General features: G+C 47.8%; 8 protein-coding genes, 1 tRNA gene, 1 other RNA gene and 1 pseudogene. 6 read left to right on the top strand and 5 right to left on the bottom strand.

Annotation, left to right across the window (positions count from 1 at the left end; genetic code table 11):
* Nucleotides 1–11,184: a putative Ig domain-containing protein gene (locus tag KU854_RS14835; protein WP_218359241.1), complete on the bottom strand. Its 11,184-nt coding sequence runs from the start codon at nucleotides 11,182–11,184 to the stop codon at nucleotides 1–3.
* Nucleotides 11,185–11,583: 399 nt separating this feature from the next.
* Here KU854_RS14835 and KU854_RS14830 point away from each other — a divergent pair.
* A pseudogene (locus tag KU854_RS14830) lies at nucleotides 11,584–11,673 on the top strand (transposase); the annotation flags it as partial.
* A gap of 47 nt (nucleotides 11,674–11,720) precedes the next feature.
* On the opposite strand, the gene KU854_RS14825 reads toward KU854_RS14830, so the two are convergent.
* Both KU854_RS14825 and KU854_RS14820 read right to left on the bottom strand, forming a co-directional pair.
* Nucleotides 11,721–11,865: non-coding RNA, RtT sRNA (locus KU854_RS14825), on the bottom strand.
* 44 nt (nucleotides 11,866–11,909) lie between these two features.
* Nucleotides 11,910–12,000 (bottom strand) — tRNA-Ser (locus KU854_RS14820).
* Between the two features lie 243 nt (nucleotides 12,001–12,243).
* On the opposite strand from KU854_RS14820, the gene KU854_RS14815 reads away from it, so the two are divergent.
* Nucleotides 12,244–13,644, top strand: a complete 1,401-nt coding sequence (locus KU854_RS14815) for a bifunctional NUDIX hydrolase/phosphatase PAP2 family protein (protein WP_218359240.1) — start codon at nucleotides 12,244–12,246, stop codon at nucleotides 13,642–13,644.
* 54 nt (nucleotides 13,645–13,698) lie between these two features.
* Here KU854_RS14815 and KU854_RS14810 read toward each other — a convergent pair whose 3' ends face one another.
* Nucleotides 13,699–15,048: a dicarboxylate/amino acid:cation symporter gene (locus KU854_RS14810; RefSeq protein ID WP_218359239.1), complete on the bottom strand. Its 1,350-nt coding sequence runs from the start codon at nucleotides 15,046–15,048 to the stop codon at nucleotides 13,699–13,701.
* A 447-nt stretch (nucleotides 15,049–15,495) separates the two neighbouring features.
* Between KU854_RS14810 and KU854_RS14805 the strand changes: the two genes are divergently transcribed.
* From KU854_RS14805 to KU854_RS14795, 3 genes are all read left to right on the top strand, one after another.
* Complete coding sequence (locus tag KU854_RS14805) at nucleotides 15,496–15,876, top strand: cysteine-rich CWC family protein (RefSeq protein WP_218359238.1); 381 nt, start codon at nucleotides 15,496–15,498, stop codon at nucleotides 15,874–15,876.
* A 74-nt stretch (nucleotides 15,877–15,950) separates the two neighbouring features.
* The gene (locus KU854_RS14800) at nucleotides 15,951–16,253 is read left to right on the top strand and encodes a PTS fructose transporter subunit IIB (RefSeq protein ID WP_054778935.1); all 303 of its coding nucleotides are present in this window, start codon (nucleotides 15,951–15,953) and stop codon (nucleotides 16,251–16,253) included.
* Nucleotides 16,250–17,023: a PTS sugar transporter subunit IIA gene (locus tag KU854_RS14795; protein ID WP_218359237.1), complete on the top strand. Its 774-nt coding sequence runs from the start codon at nucleotides 16,250–16,252 to the stop codon at nucleotides 17,021–17,023. The genes KU854_RS14800 and KU854_RS14795 overlap by 4 nt, the downstream gene beginning before the upstream one ends.
* A gap of 2 nt (nucleotides 17,024–17,025) precedes the next feature.
* On the opposite strand, the gene KU854_RS14790 is transcribed toward KU854_RS14795, so the two are convergent.
* Nucleotides 17,026–17,871, bottom strand: a complete 846-nt coding sequence (locus KU854_RS14790; protein WP_054778934.1) for an AraC family transcriptional regulator — start codon at nucleotides 17,869–17,871, stop codon at nucleotides 17,026–17,028.
* A gap of 410 nt (nucleotides 17,872–18,281) precedes the next feature.
* Here KU854_RS14790 and KU854_RS14785 point away from each other — a divergent pair, with 410 nt between their 5' ends.
* Nucleotides 18,282–20,189 carry a fructose-specific PTS transporter subunit EIIC gene (locus KU854_RS14785; protein WP_218359236.1) on the top strand — a complete coding sequence of 636 codons (1,908 nt, stop codon included), beginning with the start codon at nucleotides 18,282–18,284 and terminating at the stop codon, nucleotides 20,187–20,189.

Genomic DNA, 20,189 nt, shown 5'->3' with positions numbered 1-20,189 from the left:
TTACCTCTTCGGCAAAGCCATTGTCGGCAAAAGAGGAGAAGTAGCAACAACAAAGTTCTTGTCACGTCTCATATATCTAGACAAGACACCAAAGTGCACACCGACATAGCTATTTTGTGCTGCATTCACCCACTTTAGAGATACCAACCCTAATGAGTACATTGAATAACCACCTCTAGTGGTTTTGTACATAGGATATTCATCGCAACTCATACCTGAAGGGGTTCGTCCCATACATCCTGGCAGCCCTCCCATACGCGTATACCACCGTCTTCCACCCTTAGCTCCACCTACAGAACGGTCATACCTTAACATTACTGAACCTGGTATGGATGCCTGTGCTTTGCTTACATGTGCAATCATATCTGGACTATCAAAACCAACAACCAACAAGTTAAATGGAAGCTTTCCTCTGGTTCTATCTCGTACTAATTTTCTTACAAGTGCACGCGATGTTATTCGGCCGGATACTTGTACCGTTGCACTCAGAACTTTTAGCAAAGCCCCAGAGTAATTTGGTACAGCAACTGATGAAAGCGCTCCTCTTGTAGACATTGATATGTTTAGGCTCATCATGCTCATATGCCCAGTCGGATCAATAAAGTTCGCAGGCGAAGCATTACCATATAAATATTTATTTAAAGTAATTGGCTCTTGGTTATTTCCAAGCCAAGTATCTTGTTGCGTAAATCGCCCTGTTGATTGGTCATAATACCTCGCCCTCAAATAGTATTTCCCAAGCGAAGCATCAAATTGCTCTCCCGTGTATAGATAGCTATTTGAAGAGCTTCCCTCACGGTTTAAAACAGTGCCATAGCCTTCATAGTCATACTTGTCAGTGACCACTCCAGCAATGTCCGTCAACGCTCGAGTTGAACCTAAACCATCGTACACAAAGAAATAGCGGTCACTATTTTCTTGATAGCTGAGTAAATCTAAACCATAAACGTAGGATTTATTAATAAGACCATGTTCACGTACAACTTGCGCATACTGTCGGTTACTATCGACTACATAGTGTGTAGAGGCTCCATTACGTACTGACAACGTCCTTATCCCCTCAGGGTTGTAGCCATGCTCAATCGAATCCAATCCAGCTTTGACAAGCGCCAAACGGTTTTTCCCGTCATAGCTGTACGTCGTGGTCTCTCCACCCACAACACTTTCTGACAGCAAACTACCATTATCGTCATAGATGTAAGTCGCTCCATCCTTAGTCAATAATCGATCGTTTGCGTCATACGTAAACACTGTTTCCACGCCGTTACGTATTTCTTTCAGGCGGTTACCTGTTGGACCATACTCATGCGCAATGACAAGTTCGCTGCCGTCTGATTCTTTATGGCTCTCTTGCAGCATGCGGTTCAAAGAATCGTACTGATAGCTTACAACACGATTGATATGCCGTTCTTCGACACTCAAGCGCAATCCCGTTGGGGACAAGGTGTACACAAAGTGCGTTAACTTTGAACCATCGCTAGACTGAGTATACATTTCAACCAGACGATACAGGTCATCATAAAAATGATGAGTGGACGTACCGTTTGGATGGTAGGTAACTTCATTATGTCCTGTTGAAGTATAGGTATATCTAGTTGTCGCACCTTGGTTGTCAATAACCATAGCCAGACGATTGAGTGAATCGTATTCATAAAGCGTTGTTTCACTTACGCCCTTAGAATCCACAGTCAGACTTGTCTTGTTGCCATTAACATCATAGGTATAAGACAGAACATCACCACTAGGTTGTTGCTCTGTTATCAGTTGACCAAGCAAATCGTATTGATACGTCCAGGTTTCAGTACCAGCTTGATTTTCAACTGACGTCAGAACCGTCTTTCCAGCCGCATCATATTGATGCGTAATAATTTGCTCTTTTGTCGTGCCTAACCCAACCGATTCACTGACCATTCTGCCAACAGCATCGTAGGTATAAGTGGTTAGCAGGCCGTTGAAGTCAACATGCGTTTCGAGTTGGTTAAGCGTATTGTATGTAAATGTTTCTGTTTGTCCCATAGGTAACGTGCGCGACAACATGTTTCCAACGAGGTCGTATGTCCACGCAGTTTCGCGGCCAAGAGCATCTACTTGAGCAGTTCGGTTACCCATCTCATCATAACGATATTCAGTTCGATGAAGCTGTGCATCCACTACCGCAACTAAGCGTCCATCTCCGTCATATTCGTAATGAGTTTTGTTACCCGCTTGGTCGACGATTTCGGTTTGCCTACCCAAGGCATCGTAGAACGCTTGCTCTGTGGTTCCATCAGCATAGCGAGTTAGCGTCTTGTTGCCTAAAGCATCGTATTCATACTCAGTTCTATTTCCTGAAGCATCAATGGTCGCGAATACGTTGCCCTCACTGTCATATTCCGACTTCGTCACATTGCCAGCGGCATCTACCGTACCTATACGACGGTTTGCAGGGTCATAGATATAAACAGTTCTGTTTCCTAACGCATCAACCTCTGCATATATCCTTCCTGCTGCGTCAAATTCTGTTTCAAAACGTCCACCTTCTGGCGTAACACGGGCAATTTGTCTGTTGACAGCATCATATTCAAAGGTCGTAACACGACCCATAGCATCCGTTTCAGAGATAACATTGCCTTCTGCATCATAGGACTTTTCTGTTCTTGTGCCGTCCGGATGAACAACAGCGATCTCTCTTCCGTATCCGTCATACTCGAAGAAGGTGGTGTTACCTTGCGCATCGGTTGACTCAACCAGCTGGTCTAGCGGATCGAAGACCGAGAAGGTAGAGTTACCAAGACTGTCTGTCATTTCAACAGTATTGCCTTTGGCATCATACACATAGGTTGTCACTGCCTCTTGCGTAACGCCACCTAGCACTTTCTCTGTTACCTCACGCGTCACTCTATTGCTACTGTCGTACTCGTAGCGCTTTACCGTACCCATCGGCGAAGTTTCAACGATCTTATTACCATCAGCATCGTAAGCGTAGGTTGTCACCTGTCCAAGAGGATCCGTGGTTTCGATATGGTTTCCCTTGAAGTCATAAGTGTATGACTCAGTGTTTCCTCTCGGGTCTGTTGTACTCATCAAGTTGCCAACACTGTCGTAAGCATTAACGTGTCGATTGCCTAAAGTGTCGATGATGTCAGTTTCCAAACCCAATTCGTTATATACAAATTCGGTGCGGTTGCCTTCACCATTGGTGTAGGACAGTTGGTCACCATCTGCATTAAACGTAGCTCGCGTCATGTTACCTAGTGCGTCTGTAGTGCTGAGTTTATTGCCGTTGGCGTCGTAAGTGTGCTGTGTCGTATTACCTAAGGCATCTACCTCTGTCGTGACATTTCCGTTGTCATCGTAGTAGTAAAAGCGAGTATTCCCGTTGCGGTCCACAACCGTTGATTGTTTCCCGGCAATGTCGTGAGAAAACTCAGTACGATTACCTTGCTCATCTTCCTGAGCAATTAACCTTCCACTGTCATCGTAGATATTTCGAACCAGACGACGACCAAGAGGGTCATTGATATTAAGTAAACCGTGATTGCGGTTGTACTCAAAGGTTGTCGTATTTCCTAACGGGTCAGTGACGGCCCTTAAATTACCTAAGACATCATATTTGTACTGTGTTGTAGCACCAGATGGCTCCACGACTTGTTCAATACGACCTTTGGCGTCACGGTTATAAACAACGCTTTTTCCTTCAGAATGAATAATGCCGTCTCGGGTAAATTGAACATGCTGACCCGTCGGCGAAACGATTTTCTCCAAACCTTCCAGCTGATCGATTTCAATTCTTGTACCGTTTCTCAGTACAAGTGCATACCTGTCTGGATCTGCAATATCAATCAGCGAGGACCAGTCATAGAGCTGCCCACCTTGGAAGCGCAGTTGCTTGTTCTCTAGAGGCTCTAGAGTAGATTGTGTATCTCCAATTGCTTTGAAAGACAGCGTTACATCCGTTTTTGGCACAATCGCATTGCACGCAGGGATCAACTCCACTTCAAACCGTTCTACGTCTCCATCAGGAAGCGTCACCGTAACCTCTGGTGTATCCCCTGTTGGCTCGATACAGTACTTAGAGAACAATATGTTGCTGTTCGGGTAGTGGTTCAAAGACCAATACATGCCGATCACTTCTGATTCATCAACTCTGACGTCAGTCAGACCTAGGCTCCAGCCATAGCCAAAATCACCCTGTTGAGATTTGTTTCTACTGTCGTAAGTACGATCCAGCGTCAGAGGGATGCTCATCATTGGGATATCAACGTCTCGCTGTGTGATGGAGAAGTTACCCACTTTCATGTCACCCGTGACGATGACATCCGTGCTTGCCGCACTGCGATTGCCGTCAACGTCTTCTGCTTCGATCACAATTGTGTAAGCACCATTGTTTAGCATTGTCGGGTCGAATTCGGCCAATGTGCCAATAACATTGTTGAATCCTTCCGCCAACACTTGACGCTCTGCTGGCACGTCTATTGGATAGGCGCTCAATACATACTTCGCAAGATTGTCATCTAGCACCGTACCGACAACATCAGTCAGCGAGGAGATTTCCGAACCATTGATTGGTGTGTCAATGGAAACTGTTGGTGCTGCCACATCAGTCCCTGTAATTACAGAGATTGTCTCTGTGGTCGTTACAGATGTGCCTTTGCTGTCAACAACAGTTGCTACCAGCTTGATAAGTGACGGTGCACTGGCCAGCACTTCTGCTGCTAACTGACTATCCAACGAGAGAGGATTACCATTCGCTGTCATCACGATCTGGTAAGGTGGTTTACCACCCGATGGTTGCGCTTGAACTAACGCCGATTGATTGACTTCCAACGATCCGGCACTGACCCCGATGCCAAGGTCAAGTGGCAACAACCATTCAGAGATTGTCACATTCCACGTTCTTCGAACGAAGTTGACACCATCGCTAACTTCTAGTGTCACGCTGACAGAAGAAGATGCAGTCAACGGTACTTGCCAAGACACATTGCCGTTCGCATCGACTGACATACCTTGTGGTGCTTCAAGCAATGTAAATGATAAAGCATCGCCTTCAGGGTCAGATGCAGGCATAGGTGAGTCGTAAAATTCACCAATCACTGCTTGTGTAACAGGTTGAGAAGTAAATACAGGTGGCTGATTTCCACCAGCGCTGTTTACGAGAATGCCAAAGCTCTGTTTGGTTTGCGCTTTACCGTCAGACACGATGATTTCTACAGGAGCATTACCAGCGAAGGATTGAGGCACCGCCCATTCGACCAGCCCAGACTGATTTATTACCATCCCAGCAGGGGATTGATTGAGAGAAAATGACAACGCATCACCATCTGGGTCCGACGCCAATACTTGATATCGGTATTGTTGACCTGCTATCGCTGCCGCATTAGGAACGGAAGTGATAATTGGCGCTTCATTCGTTGTCGAAGAACCAACGAAAATGCTAAACGTTTGAGAAACCGCATATTGACTGTCAGATACGACGACCTCAACCGTATAACTACCATCGCTCAAATTAGCAGGCACTGCCCATTGGACTAACCCGCTGCTAGTAATAGCCATACCCGCAGGAGAATTCGCCAAACTGTATGTCAGCGTCTCGCCATCCGCATCGGATGCAACGACTTGATACTGGTAAGTATCGCCTTTAGCAGCTGAGGTCATTGGCGTAGATGTGATTGTTGGCGGCGAGTTCTGACCAGACGCATTCACCAAAATGTCGAATGCCTGAGTGAGGTCATATTTTCCGTCTGAAACGACCACTTGAACGGCATAACTACCATCGCTCAAATCAGCAGGCACAGCCCATTGGACTAACCCGCTGCTAGTAATAGCCATACCCGCAGGGGAATTCGACAAGCTGTATGTCAGCGCGTCGCCATCCGCATCAGATGCAACAACTTGATACTGATAAATGTCGCCTTTCACCGCCGAGGTCATTGGCGTGGAAGTAATTGTTGGTGGCGAAGTTTGAGTTGATGTCGTCACTGCAACGTTGAACGCTTGCGTCGCTGCGGACTGACCATCAGATACCGTCACTTCAACTGGATAATTTCCCTCCGCCGCATTCGACGGAACTGCCCATTCAATCAGCCCCGACGATGAAACTACCATACCCACGGGATATTGAGTCAGGGTATAAGTCAGCGTGTCACCATCTGCGTCATTAGCAATGACTTGGTAGCGATATGAATTTCCTTGTTCCACCGTCAGTTCTGGCAGCGACGTAATGACTGGTATTGAGTCTGGTGTTGCCTCAACGGTCAATTGGAAGCTTTGCTCTGCGAAACCACCTCGACCATCACTGACTCTCAAGGCAACACTGTGAACACCAACGACAGGCGTGAGCCAAGTAACCAGTCCAGCACTATCAACTGTGATACTCGATGGGAACATCACCTCGTAAGCTAATGTATCACCATCCGGATCTGTCGCGACGATCTGATACTGCCATTCAGTATCTTCGATCGCACTCAGGGTTGGCATGGACGAAATAGTAGGCGCTTGGTTTTCTTGGACGACAACAACATCAAGCGTGACCTGAGATGATGCGCCATAAGTGTCAACGGCTTCGAAGACGAAACTATGAGCCCCGATATCAAGTGAGCTCGGTTTCCATTTAAACGTTCCTGAAACGCCATCAAAGATCGCATCACTTGGTAACCCGATTGCTCTCCACGTAACAACATCCCAAGCATTTGCATCTGACGCTGCTAGTGTAAGCACCAAACTTTGATTGGTTACTAGCTCAACACTCTCTGGTTGAGTCGCCACTGGTGCAATATTGAGCGGTTCGGTTCTTACTGAAAACTGCTGATAGTCGCTGGCCCCTTCCAGATCAGTTGCAGTAACTGTGATCAGGTCAAAACGGGTTCTATTGTTAAAACGGTTACATTCCGTCTCATAGCCGGCGTCATCAATAATCAGCGTTACTGATTCGAAGGTCGACAAGTCGACAATATCTGAAATTGAAAATTGCCCGTTGATATCTAAGTCAGGTATTGACCAAGTGCGAATTACCGCGGAAGTCTGGTTATCAAGTAGGGTTACCGTCAGGCCATCTTGGCTTTTGGCTTCTCCTCCATTTTCAACAGTCAGGTTTAGCACACCGTCTAGATAGTTTACGTCGCTAATTTTAAGGTCAGATAATGCTGTCAATGCACGATCGGCGAACGTATTTAGTCTATAGGTATTGTGTGATAGCCAACTTTCCGCGGGTACCGAAGGAACAGAGCCGTCATCATTAATGTTGTCGATGTGATAAGCGTGTTGATTCCATATCGAACGGGTTGGTGCCCAATTAGCACCCTCCAAAACACGCACACCTGTGGAGCCAGGCCATCTAAAGTTATTTGAAACCAGTACGATTTCAGCTTGCAAATCATTATCAACATCTGCAACTACAGGATACTCAACCCAAGTTGCTGAAGGATTAGGTAGCTCGTAAAGTGTATCGCCAGTAATTCCATCAAATACTCTGAAATAGAGCTCATCTGAGTAAAGAATTTCTGCCTTTCCATCACCGTCAAAATCGAAGACTGTTGACCCTGTTTTTGCACTGCTTATATCTTGTGTTACCTTTTTCCACTTAACGCTGCCATCATCTTCAAAAACAAAGTAAAAAGACTTTGCAGCTAAGGTAATTTCAGGCTTTCCATCACCATCCACATCTGCGATTGTAGGAGCACCGCCACCACTGCCTTCTATGGCAATAGGTCCCCAAGCAAATGTACCATCAGCATTCATCAAGCTAATTTGATTAGCTCCAACAACTACAATTTCAGGTGATAAATCCCCATCAAAGTCAGCCACTCCAGCGAACTCCATTGACGGACCCGTCCAGAGTACATTTCCAACAGAATCATAGAGATTACCACCTGACAATATCTCTTGAGTTCCATCTCCATTGGAATCAAATGCAATTGGTATGGTGCTAGCGTTGATAGAGAATAGTTTACTTCCTTGATTGTCGTAGACGCCACCGGCATAAATGATTTCCGGCGAACCATCTCCTTCCAAATCACTGATGGTAATTTGCCCTTTCCCTCCTGCTGAGACTCGCCACTTTAGTGTCCCATCATTTTCGTACAGCCCTAGCTCTCCGTTTAAAAAGCCAGTGGCTATCTCAACTAGACCATCGCCATCTATATCGGCAGCTGCGACACCGTGCCAGGGGTCTGCCAATGGGCCGGTTGTCGATACCGACCAAATTTCGGTGCCATCTACACCGCTAAGCGCTTGGATAACACCAGGGCTGTTAAAACTGCTGTTTTTAAAAGCAGCCACAACCACATCAGGATGGTCAAATCCATTTATTGAACCATCACCATTATCATCGTTTAGCTGTACCACGATCGGCGCGCCAAGTACCTGATTATATTCAGGCATTTGATTTCCACCGCTCCAGTGCCACTTCACTATGGGATTAAAATCAGCGGTTGACGTTGCTGGCATCTGACATATTTCAGGACTTTGCCATCCCGGCGTTGTTTCACTGGCACTAAACACCAAGTCGCCAGTCATACCATCAATTGTCCCAACTGAGGTTGAATAGATAACGTTGTCGTTAGTGTTAGGGTCTGTTGCGACAACTTGGTAGGCATACGGCGTAACTTGTGTCGCCTGATAGCCCGGGATGGACGTAATATCAGGTGGTAGGTTAGGCTCTTTCTTGACCGTCACGGTCACCGTAATTTCTACCTGATTGCCTGCTAGATCAGTCACTACAATCGTGAAAACATAGGTACCCGGTTCAACATCCGAAGTATCCCAAACAATTTTTCCGGATCGTTTGTCAACCTTCACTCCAAACGGCGCACCAACCAGAGAATACTCCAACTGATCGCCCAGATCAGGATCGTTGACCTGAAGCTCAATCGTAACTTCTGTACCTGCGTTTATTTCTTGTTCTAACGCCGTCACTTCCGCTGTCGGAGGATCATTGACATTGTTGACGCCAATCTCGAAGAGTTGTGTATCAACGCCCCCCCAGTCGTCTGCCACCTGAAGACTGACAAGCGTTCGAAGCGTTTGGTTATTATCAATGAGACATTCTGATGTCGAATCCCCCAAAGTGACACTTGCACCAAGCGAAAGGGCATTTTCAGATAAGGTAACGCCACTAAACCAAAGCGTTTGAGTCGCTTCCGATGGCAAATTGAGATCTGTTGTCGTACTAGAAATAACACGGGTAGTGCCATTCGCTAACACTTCAAAAAGCGCAATAGAAGCTGAGGATGAAATGTCTGCTAAGCCACGGTTTAACAAGGTTACTGGAATATCTAGTTGTGCTAAATCTGCTGCATCATGAGGAAGCGATATTTGCTGAACAATGACATCTGACTGTGGAATAGGAGGAAGTTGGTTGATAATTTCTCGTACTTTAATTTCAACAAATGCCTTGCTGAAAGCCTGTGCATAAACGCCACCACGACGAAGATAATTAAGATCCCAAGCGGCTCCCCCTGTTTCCAATGCGAGCTTTATATAGTGAGCATTGGTAGCACCATCGGCTCTACCATTGTGTTTCGCGCCAGAACAAATACTGAAATTACCATTATCTTCAGCAACATAACCATTGCCGTTAGCATCAACACCAAGCGCCTGTCGACCGTCCTCACAAATAAACCCACCATTTACCACGACATTCAGAACGGCGCTATTCGCAAGTAAATCTGTTTTCAACGAATCGAACGTTATCGAAGAGTTGCCGTTATCACGGTCTTCATCCGTTACAACGATGACGTTTTTCGCTGTATTTTCGCGAATTGGGTAGTCGGCCAACATCAAATTAATGGCGGACCAACCGTCTTCAAATCCCCCGGAAGCTATGTATTGTGCTGTAATCGCGGGAAACTCTTCTGCATTAACGAGCTCTTTACCATTCGTGGTGATTTTTCTGAGGCTGGCAGGTAAATTGGCACCGCCGTAACCAAAGCCAACAGACCCATAGAGGTTTTTATCGCTTTGAGCACCAACACCTCGTTCGAGCAACAATGATTCGAGGGTAGGCATAATGCCTGACAACCACTGTTGTTCGCCTCTCATTGAGCCTGATTCATCCATTGCAATCAGAATGTCTGCCGAACCCTGTACCTGTTTGGTTGGTTCTTGGGGAATTGAACAGTAGCCGTTAATACCCTTCAGTGAATCCGCTAAATCACTGTCAGGATTCCAAGTTACCTTTCCACTTGTTGGATCAACGCTAAGATTTTGCGGACCGCGAAGAATACTCCATGTTAAGGGATCATTATCCTCATCAATGGCTTGCGCATCATAAATATACAACTCTCTTTCATTAACGGAGTTAGGCGCTGACGAAACAATCTCTGGCGCACGGTTTAAAAAGGAAAGGTCACCTTCAAAGCGATTAAAACCTAAGTGCATTGCTCCATAAAAAGATTTGGCTATCAGCGTGCCATGTGCATCACCATGAGGTGCATCCAGGTGAGCATGCGGTGCCAGTACTGTTCCTTCGATTGCCACACCCGCCAATCGAATCTTTGTTGCATCGACAAAATTGAAAATGGTGCGGTTTCTGTGGGGAATTAAATCTGCCAAGCTCTTGTTCGTTAAACTCGCTTCAACGCTTTTTGGCTCAGTGGTTAAGTTTGCTTCTGCACCTTTAATATTGAAAACGACCGTTGCGCCATCAGGGATGTTTTTAACGGAAAAGGTGTGAGCTTTGGATACGGATTCTGAATCTAGGTCAAAGACCTGCCAGTTACTGCTGCCATCACCTTCCATGTACAAGCCACCCCATTGAAACAATACGGCACCATTAGCGGGGTGTGAGGCCATTCGGGTAGATAAGTTAGTAAGATAAGCTCGCTGTTCATCAATCGAAAGAGGTAAATTACCTGTATCAATGCTCTGCTCAGTGGAAAGACCGTCAAGTACAGATGACCCAATACCATCGACGCTACCACTTACTAGAGCATCTCCATAGTAGAGCCTTCCAACTGGAAATGTGACATCACCACCAACAAACAAAATGTAGCCATCAGTTTCAGGAGGAAGTCCGTCACCAATACTATAGCCATTTACTTTAAGATTCTGCCCAATATACAAGGGGCCATCGGAATCCCCGCTTGGTGCTTCGAAGTCTTCAAAAATAAAAGCACTAAAGCTTCCAGCTTCCCGCAAGATATTTGCATTTGCGTATGCAATATTGAATGCAAAAAACAATGCAACGACGGAAAATATGTATTTCATTTGATTAACTCGGTTGATGAACGCGAGCTAAACATAAGAAACAGAGTAATTGATCAAAAGTTGAAGATTTAACATTTCAGGTCAATCTACATTATGAACTAAATTCCTGCATGTCAGTTACATTGGGAACAACGCTTACTCGAGAAATTATTCTCATAGTTAACTTAGGTTAGAAAGTTTCGCTGCCCGTTCATCAAACAGATTTCCCCTGTAATAATCTCACTATCTATATCGCTCACTGACTAAAGCCATCATAGTTCGCCGAACAAAGAAGACTGTCAAATGGAAAGAAGTCAGCGTCTTGACCTCAATGACTGACCATCAACACTATTGACCTGCCCCCGCTTTCTAATCCACCGTTAACTTAGTAATGTTCATCAATCAATGAGGACAATGAACATGAAAAAGCGATTCAACGAACAGCAGATCATTGCCATTCTCAAAGAGGCAGAAGCCGGCGTTTCAGTTAGAGAGCTCTGCCGCAAGTATATCCCAGATACGAAAAAGCCCGCTCGATGAGCGGGCTTTCTCTAATTTGGCGGAGGGATAGGGATTTACTCGGTCGCTTTGCTCCCTTGCCCTTCGGGCCGTTGCTTCTTCGGCTTCGCCGCGCAACGTTGTCTCGCTTCGCTCGGCTGAACCCCGTCTAGGCTTCTGCATCCCTATCCCAGGCGGTATATCCCAGATACGAAAAAGCCCGCTCGATGAGCGGGCTTTCTCTAATTTGGCGGAGGGATAGGGATTTGAACCCTAGATACGCTATTAACGTATGCCGGTTTTCAAGACCGGTGCTTTCAACCACTCAGCCATCCCTCCGTAGGTGCGGCGAATATTATAAGGGTAAGGCAAAGCTGTAAAGCCCCTTTTCGCAGGTTTTAATTCGAATGCCTAAAAAGCCACCAATTACTGCAATAAAGAGCCTTCCTGCCGCTAAAATCCAACATCTTTAAGGCGTGTGTTTAACGTTTTTAGCAAATAGTGAATTTTTGCTCTATGTTTACAGACCACCATACCCTGCTTTGGCTACAATGCAGGAAAAATAAGACGTTGTGACTGACTATGCGTAACTTTTTGCTCTGCCTATGGCTGTTACTGACAGCAATCTTTTCTCCGCTCATTTCTGCAGCTGAAACCCCAAGCGACGCCAATATCAAAGGAGCCGCCTGTTTAGTATCAGATAGCGAAGGGCGCGTCCTGATTACCCGCGATATCTTGAATAACAGCCTTTCCATTCCCGGTGGTTACATCGACAGCAATACGCCGTCGGACGCGGCTGTTCGTGAAACGCTGGAAGAAACCGGCATCAAGGTTCTGCCCATCCGTGAACTGGTGCGGATGGATAATGCTGTGCTTTATGACTGCCGCGCGACGCATCCGATCCCTGTTCATGAAAACGCCGATGGTACGGCGATGGTTGCGGCCTGGCAGGCTGAACATTTTGGCCGTGAAGTCCGTTCAGTCATGATGCGAAAACCTGACGCTTTTCTGCTGGAACATGCCCGCTTTCCCGATCAGGTCAAACTCTTTCCCTCACTTCTGAAGGAAAGCTCAGCGAGTGACATCCAGAATTACGCCGATTTCAGCGCGCTTTCTACGCCGTTTAACCAATGGAATGCACAGTGGAACCGCAAGTTTCAGGAGGTCATTCACACCCTCCCATCAGCGGTTGGCGCTTTTCTTGGCGCTGCCTCTGAACTGGGGAACGGCGCACTGTTTTTTATTCTGGTGCCCTTTGCTATGGCAACTGGCGGTCTGAAACGTACGGCTCAGTTGCTGTTGGTCACCATCGGCGTCACGCTTGTTGTTACCTTTATCAAGCTCAATCTGGCGGTGCCACGGCCTTTCTATCTCTACCCGGATTTACAATTGTCACAGGCTTCCGGTTTTTCATTTCCGAGCGGACACACCGCCACTGCGTTTGCAGTCTGGGGATTGGTGTTTTTGTGGTTTAAAAAAGCAGGCTATTCAAACCTGGCTATCTGGTGGGTGCCGAGCCTGCTAGTTGCCATGAGCCGGGTGTATCTGGGGGTTCACTATGTCACGGATGTCCTTGCAGGCGCGGTGATTGGTACCTTGATTGTTGCCCTGTCACAGACATCTGCATTCAAAGCGCGGCTGCTCTCGCCCCTGTTCTGGCTGGTTATAGGCGTGGCTACCCTGCCCCTCGCTGCCACCCAGGTACAACCTGTATTCCTCTACTGTGCGATGTTTGCGCTTTCGCTGGCGGTGGCGCTATTTGCAATGCGAAATGCCTTGCCAGATCGTCCTGCTCCATTCGGAAAACGGGGATTTTTTGTCACTTTGGCAGGGATGATGGTGATTGCCGCTGGCATGGGCGGCGTGGCTATTTGGTCAAATTCCAGCATCGAAATCCTTGTCGCCAACAGTGTCGGTTTTATTCTGCTGGCATTGTGGCTGGGCGGCGTGGCTCCTAAAATCCTGTCACGGAAAACGCACTGACCTTAAACACAAAGAGCGCCAAACGGCGCTCTTTGTGTGTCTCCAAAAGACTAACTAGCCTTTGGCAATATCCGCCAGCTCTTTTTCTGCTTCCAGATCTATTTCAACATGGGTGACAACGCCAGCTTTCGGGTTGTTGAAGATGGACTCATCCAGCTTGCCTTCGCTTTTCGCCACAATACAGCTGACCGTCGCATCGCCGGTGACGTTAACCGCCGTGCGCACCATATCCAACAGTCGGTCGACGCCAAGGATCAGGCCAATACCTTCCAGTGGCAAACCAACCTGGGCAAATACCATGGACAGCATGATAAGGCCCACACCCGGCACGCCCGCCGTACCAATCGATGCCAGTACCGCCATCATGATCACCGTCAGGTAACCGCCCACGCCCAAATCAATGCCGTAGATATTGGCGATAAAGACTGTCGCCACACCTTGCATGATCGCGGTGCCATCCATGTTAATAGTCGCACCAAAAGGAACGGTAAATGATGCCACTGAATTTCGTACACCCATGCGCTCGGTTACCGTGCGCAATGTGACAGGAATAGTGGCGTTGGAGCTCGCGGTACTGAAGGCAAAAACCTGCATGTTGCGTGCCTTTTTCATAAAGGTCATCACGTTCAGCCCCGAGAAGCTTTTGAGGATGATAGGCAGCACGACAAACAGGTGAATAAGCAAAATACCAATAAGCACTACCACATAGCCAATCAGCTCGGCAAACAGTGCAAGACCCAGGTTAGCCATGGCTTTGGCGATTAGACAGAACACGGCATACGGCGCGATTTCCATGATGAGCGTAACCATTTTCATCATGATTTCGTTCAGCACTTCCACCAGCTCGACCACTTTTTTCGCCTGCTTACCCACCATCAGGATACAAACGCCCATCAGGATGGCGAAGAAGATGATTTGCAGCATCTCGCCTTCTGAAAGCGCATTGACCGGGTTGGAAGGAATGATATCGATCAGCACTTGGGAAAGTGGCGGTGCATCTTTACCTGAAAAGGCGGTGTCTGCCGCCATCTGCATGCCACTGCCAATACCGCTGAGAGAAGCAATGGTGATTGCAATGGCAATCGCGATAGCGGTGGTAAGGATGTAAAGACCAAAAGATTTAGAGCCAACACGGCCAAGAGCTTTGATATCGCCGATACCACACACGCCGCATATCAATGAAAACAGCACCAAAGGCACTACCATCATTTTCAACGCGTTGACGAACATTTTACCCACAACGTGAAACAAACCGTTGGTGATATAGGTATCGATAAAACCACCGGCTGGGTTCAATCCAAGAATGTTGATCCCCAAACCCAGAATAATACCGGCTATCAAACCAACGATAACTTTGGCGGTGAGACTCATTTTGCCATCACCACCTGATGCTGCATTTTCCATAACGCCTCCGAGACTGTTCTACTTATAACCAAACAAACCGAAGATGCAGGATTCAGAGAGCATCTTCAGGTCGTTTGGGTATATCCCGTCATGAAAGCCCTTTCTTATGTACAACATTCTGGAAATCGACAATACAGTCAGCCAACGCTTGAATAATGAGTGACACTCAAGTGAAACAACCTTCACTCGAACATTAAAAAGTGGATGTGGCGTTAATTTAACCAGAAGTGAAAGACATACGTCGGGCATTCTCACAACTGGACATAGATATATCCTGATTACGATTCCAACTTTGTCTCTATCTTGAGCCAGAATGAGATTTTGTTACCAATTTGTTATTTTTTGGCGTATCCAACAATTTTCACACTGACGCCAACAGGCAAACAATACCGGCAGTTTCGCGGTAGAATGACGCCAACGTCACGACCACTATCCTGAGAAAACGCAATGAGCCAATGCCCTTCCTGCGGCCAAACCTTGAAATGTACTGCCGAGAGCGGCCAATGCTGGTGCATGCAATACCCCAATATTTTGCCAACAGGCGAAAGCGATAACCTCGCCTGTCTGTGCGAAACTTGCCTTTCACAACGCATCAATCAAAAGCTGGAAAGCCTGTATCAGGAATACAGCACCAATGACCTGATCCGTCTGGCAAAGCCATACCGCAATGACAAAGCCCTGGTAGAAGGTCTGGATTACACCGTTGAACGCGGTTTATACGTTTTCTCCGCCTGGTATCACCTCAAGCGCGGAACCTGTTGTGGCAATGGGTGCAGAAACTGCCCGTACGGCAAAACCCGCGATTTAGGTTATAACAACGTGGGATAAGTCACGGAAGCCAGTGAGAACTTGCATCACAATGCGGCGCTTTTCCCGTTTATCCACCAGAAGCTGTATCACGCATGAAAATTGTCGCTGTCACCGCCTGCCCAACAGGCATTGCCCACACCTACATGGCCGCCGCTGAGCTGAAAAAAGCCGCCCAACAAACCGGTATTCAAATCGCGGTGGAAACACAGGGCGCTATGGGCATTGAAAACCCTCTGAGTATTCAGGATATCGCCCGAGCAGATGTGGTTTTGATTGCCTCAGACATTGAAGTGGAAGACCGCGCCCGTTTTACCGGCAGCAAAATCCACTGTGTCACCATTGAAGAAGTGCTGACTGATCCAATCAGAGTATTGGAGCGTTGCAAAACCCTATGATCACCCGAAGGATCACCTTCTTCGTTGATGATGAAGGGCTGGCAGCATGGAGGCTGAACCGTTTAAAAACGCTGGCAGGCTATTTCCGATCGGTCACCATCTTCTGTAACCTCTCACAACGCAAACAAGCCAGCGTCGAACACCCTATGCGCATGATGAGCCTGAGTATCAAACCGGGCGATTTGTGCCAGCTATTGATTGAAGGGTCAGACGCCGAGCTGGCATCCTTGGTGCTGACTGTGTTTATTGATGAGCACGCGATATTGCTCTCCGGTGGCAAAAAAAGTGCGCCGTTTTCCCCATCAGAGCACGTTAATCTGCCCTTCCCGACCTGCATTCACCGCATACAGAACACCACAAACGACAAACACTCCCTGCTGGCAGAATTTGCGCTGGCCGTGTCGCTGCATGAGTCCGCAACACAGGAAAGCCTGTTCAATGCGCTGTATAAACGGGAAGGCGTTTCCTCTACCTGCATGGGTAACGGCATTGCCCTGCCCCATATCCTCTCGCCAGAAGTCAGCAACGTCCATTTGCTGATTTGCACCACACAATCGCCACTCGACTGGGGCTCCCAGCGCGGAGATGTCAGCCGGGTAATTGGTCTGATGCTGCCTACGCCGCCTCAGCGCGAACAGATTGTCGCGTTTTCAGGTTTCTCCCAGCAGTTACTGGATGAACACTTTTGCGCCTACCTAACCGAAAACCAGGATATCGACGTGATTGAAACCATTATCCTTCACGCCCTGAACACACCGACCAGCCTCTGAATTCAGTCTGAACCACGGTATTCCGACGGTGTCATGCCGGTTTTGGTTTTGAACACCCGGTAAAAGTAATTCACGTCCTGAAACCCGCAGCGGGTTGCCACTTCACCTAAGCGAAAGTCATAGCGTTTGAGCATAAACTTGGCGCGATCTATCCGCACCCAAGTGATGTAATCCGCCATCCGCATATGCCCTTGCTGGCGGAACAAACGGGAAAGATGGTTAGGCGTGATATTAAAGCGGTGCGCGATAGATTCGCGGGTGATTGGGCGGTGGAAGTTCTCCTGAATATAGATACAAATCCCCTGATAGAGATCTTCCACCCGGTTGCGGGTGCCCGCAGCAGGCGCATTCAGCATTTGCTGGCAATAACTCAGCAACGCCTGCAACAGATAACCGTCCATTGGCGCTTGGGTCGGTTCTTTTGCCAGGGTATTCAGCGCACTCAGAATATGGTCGATGGCATGCCCGGTACGGGTTTGAATACTGTGTTTTTGCACGTCATAAAAACCGGGCTGGTTTTTGGCTTTACTCACCAAACTGAAGCCGAGCTGGCGCTTGCCAAAAAGCAGACTCAACACTGAGCAGTCCGTTTCCCAGTTCGGTTTGTTCCAGCTGTTGGGCGGCACATAAAGCGCATCACCTGCCAGCAGCTTAACTTCACTGACTGATTTATCAGCGCTTTCCAGCTGGTTGGGATATTCACCGCTGATCACCAGTTCAAGGCGGGGAAAATTCACCTGGTAGCTGAACTGTGGTGGGGTGACTTGATCGCTGGCAAACCAGACGCGGTTGAAATGCTCGCGCTCGGCCAGCAGGTTTTCTAACAGAAGGTGAAAGACCTGACTCATAGGTGTGGGGTACGACTTGGAAAACTCGCGCCGATTATGCGCCTGCAAGTTTGCTGTCGCCAGTTTTGTGCTGTCGGAACGTGTTATAGCGTGACACAGCTCAACAAAAAACGACCAAAACAAGCCATAAAGACGTTACTAATATCTAGCGAAGGAATTTTTCAGTGAACCCACGAAAAATTTCAGAACACAGAGAAACTAACATTAAGCATTGTTTATTAATGATTTTTAATTATCACGACACTCACTAGATTAATTTTGTCGAGTGAGAAAAAGATCACACCTTACTTTCCATGTTACAAATATCCAGCAAAAGCCTTTTCTTTCCTCTATCGAGTAGACAGTCAAAAACCGGAAAATAGCGTTATTGGCGAAAGCCGCGATAACGATAACTATTGAGGGTAAAAATCATGATTACATCGCTAATCAATGAAAATCTGATTTGCCTGAACCTGCAAGCAAAAACAAAAGAAGACGTCTTCGTGGAGATGATCGAGCTTCTGCATGCGCAGGGTCGCGTAAACGATAAAGCACAATTTCTGGCCGACATTCACGCCCGTGAAGAACTGGGTAACACCGGCTTTGAAGACGGCGTAGCGCTGCCACACGCGAAAAGTGCAGCGGTCATTCAGCCTGCGGTTGCAATTGGTATTAGCCGCGAAGGTATCGAATACGGCGCGGAAGACGGCCAGCCTTCAAAACTCTTCTTCATGATCGCGTCGCCAGACGGCGGTGCCAACCACCATATCGAAGTGCTGGCAGAGCTTTCTTCAAAACTGATTGAAGATGGCTTTATCGAAACCTTTATGAAAGCAGAAAGCGCGAAAGATGCACTGGCACTGCTGCTTGAGAAAAAAGAAGAACTGGAAGCACCAGAAGCCACGAAAGGTTTGCTGATTGGTGTGACCGGTTGCCCTGCGGGTGTTGCGCACACTTACCTGGCTGCAGAAGCGCTGGAAAAAGGCGCCGCTGAACTGGGCTTTGAGATGAAGGTAGAAACCAACGGTTCTATCGGCGTGAAAAACAGCCCAACCGCAGAAGAAATTGCCCGCGCAGAAGCGATTATCGTTTCCTGTGACAAGCAAGTGGACATGACCCGCTTTGCTGGCAAACGTCTGGTAAAAACCGGCGTTAAAGCACCAATCAAAGACGCAAAAGGCTTGATCAACCAAGCGCTGGAAGCACCAAAGTATGTGGCTTCGGCGGATGACAAAGCACCAGAATCCGGTGAAAGCAAAGCATCCCAAGCGCGTTCTGATTTATATCGCTACCTGATGAACGGCGTATCGCACATGATCCCGTTCGTAGTGACCGGTGGTCTTCTGATCGCACTGGCACTGGCTATCGGTGGTCAACCAACTGAAGCCGGTATGGCCATCCCTCCTGGCAGCATGTGGAACAAAGTGCTGGATGTGGGTGTGGTTGCATTCACCCTGATGATCCCAATTCTGGCAGGTTACATCGCCTACGCAATTGCTGACCGTCCGGGTCTGGCTCCAGGTCTGATTGGTGGCTGGATTGCAAACAACGGTTCATTCTACGGCGCGGATGCAGGTACCGGTTTTATCGGTGCTATCGTGGCAGGTTTGCTGGTCGGTTACTTCGTGAAATGGGTGGCTACCCGTAACTACCACAAGTTTATCCAGCCTCTGGTGCCAATCATGATCGCACCAATCACGGGCTCCCTGTTCATTGCTGGTCTGTTCATCTTCGTCATCGGCGCGCCAATTGCGGGACTGATGGAAAGCCTGAACACCATGCTGACCAACATGAGCTCGGGTAACGTCATTCTACTGGGTATCGTACTGGGTGGTATGGCTGGCTTCGACATGGGTGGCCCATTCAACAAGGTAGCCTTCCTGTTCTCAGTCGGCATGATTGCCAGCGGCCAGACACAATTTATGGGTGCGATGGCGTGTGCGATTCCTGTTGCGCCACTGGGTATGGCACTGGCAACTGTGATTGGTCGCAAGTTCAACATCTTCGAGCAATCTGAAATCGAAGCGGGTAAAGCATCGGGTGCGATGGGTCTGGTAGGTATCTCTGAAGGTGCTATCCCATTCGCTGCGCAAGACCCAATGTCTGTGATTCCTGCTAACGTACTGGGCTCAATGGTTGCAGCAGTGATGGCCTTCTCCTTCGGCATCACCAACAGTGTGGCGCACGGTGGTCCGGTTGTGGCTCTGCTGGGTGCAATGAACAAACCTGTACTGGCACTGGCGTGTATGGCGGCAGGTGCAGTGGTCACCGCGCTGGTTGCAGTTTCCCTGAAGAAAATGCGTCAGGCGAAAGCACAACGCATCGCAGCAACCGCATAA

Origin of the sequence: Enterovibrio paralichthyis (genome assembly GCF_019209835.1) — a bacterium.
In the GTDB taxonomy this organism is placed as follows: domain Bacteria; phylum Pseudomonadota; class Gammaproteobacteria; order Enterobacterales; family Vibrionaceae; genus Enterovibrio; species Enterovibrio paralichthyis.
The sequence above is the reverse complement of the archived record's forward strand: the minus strand, read 5'-3'. Positions and strand labels throughout refer to the sequence as shown.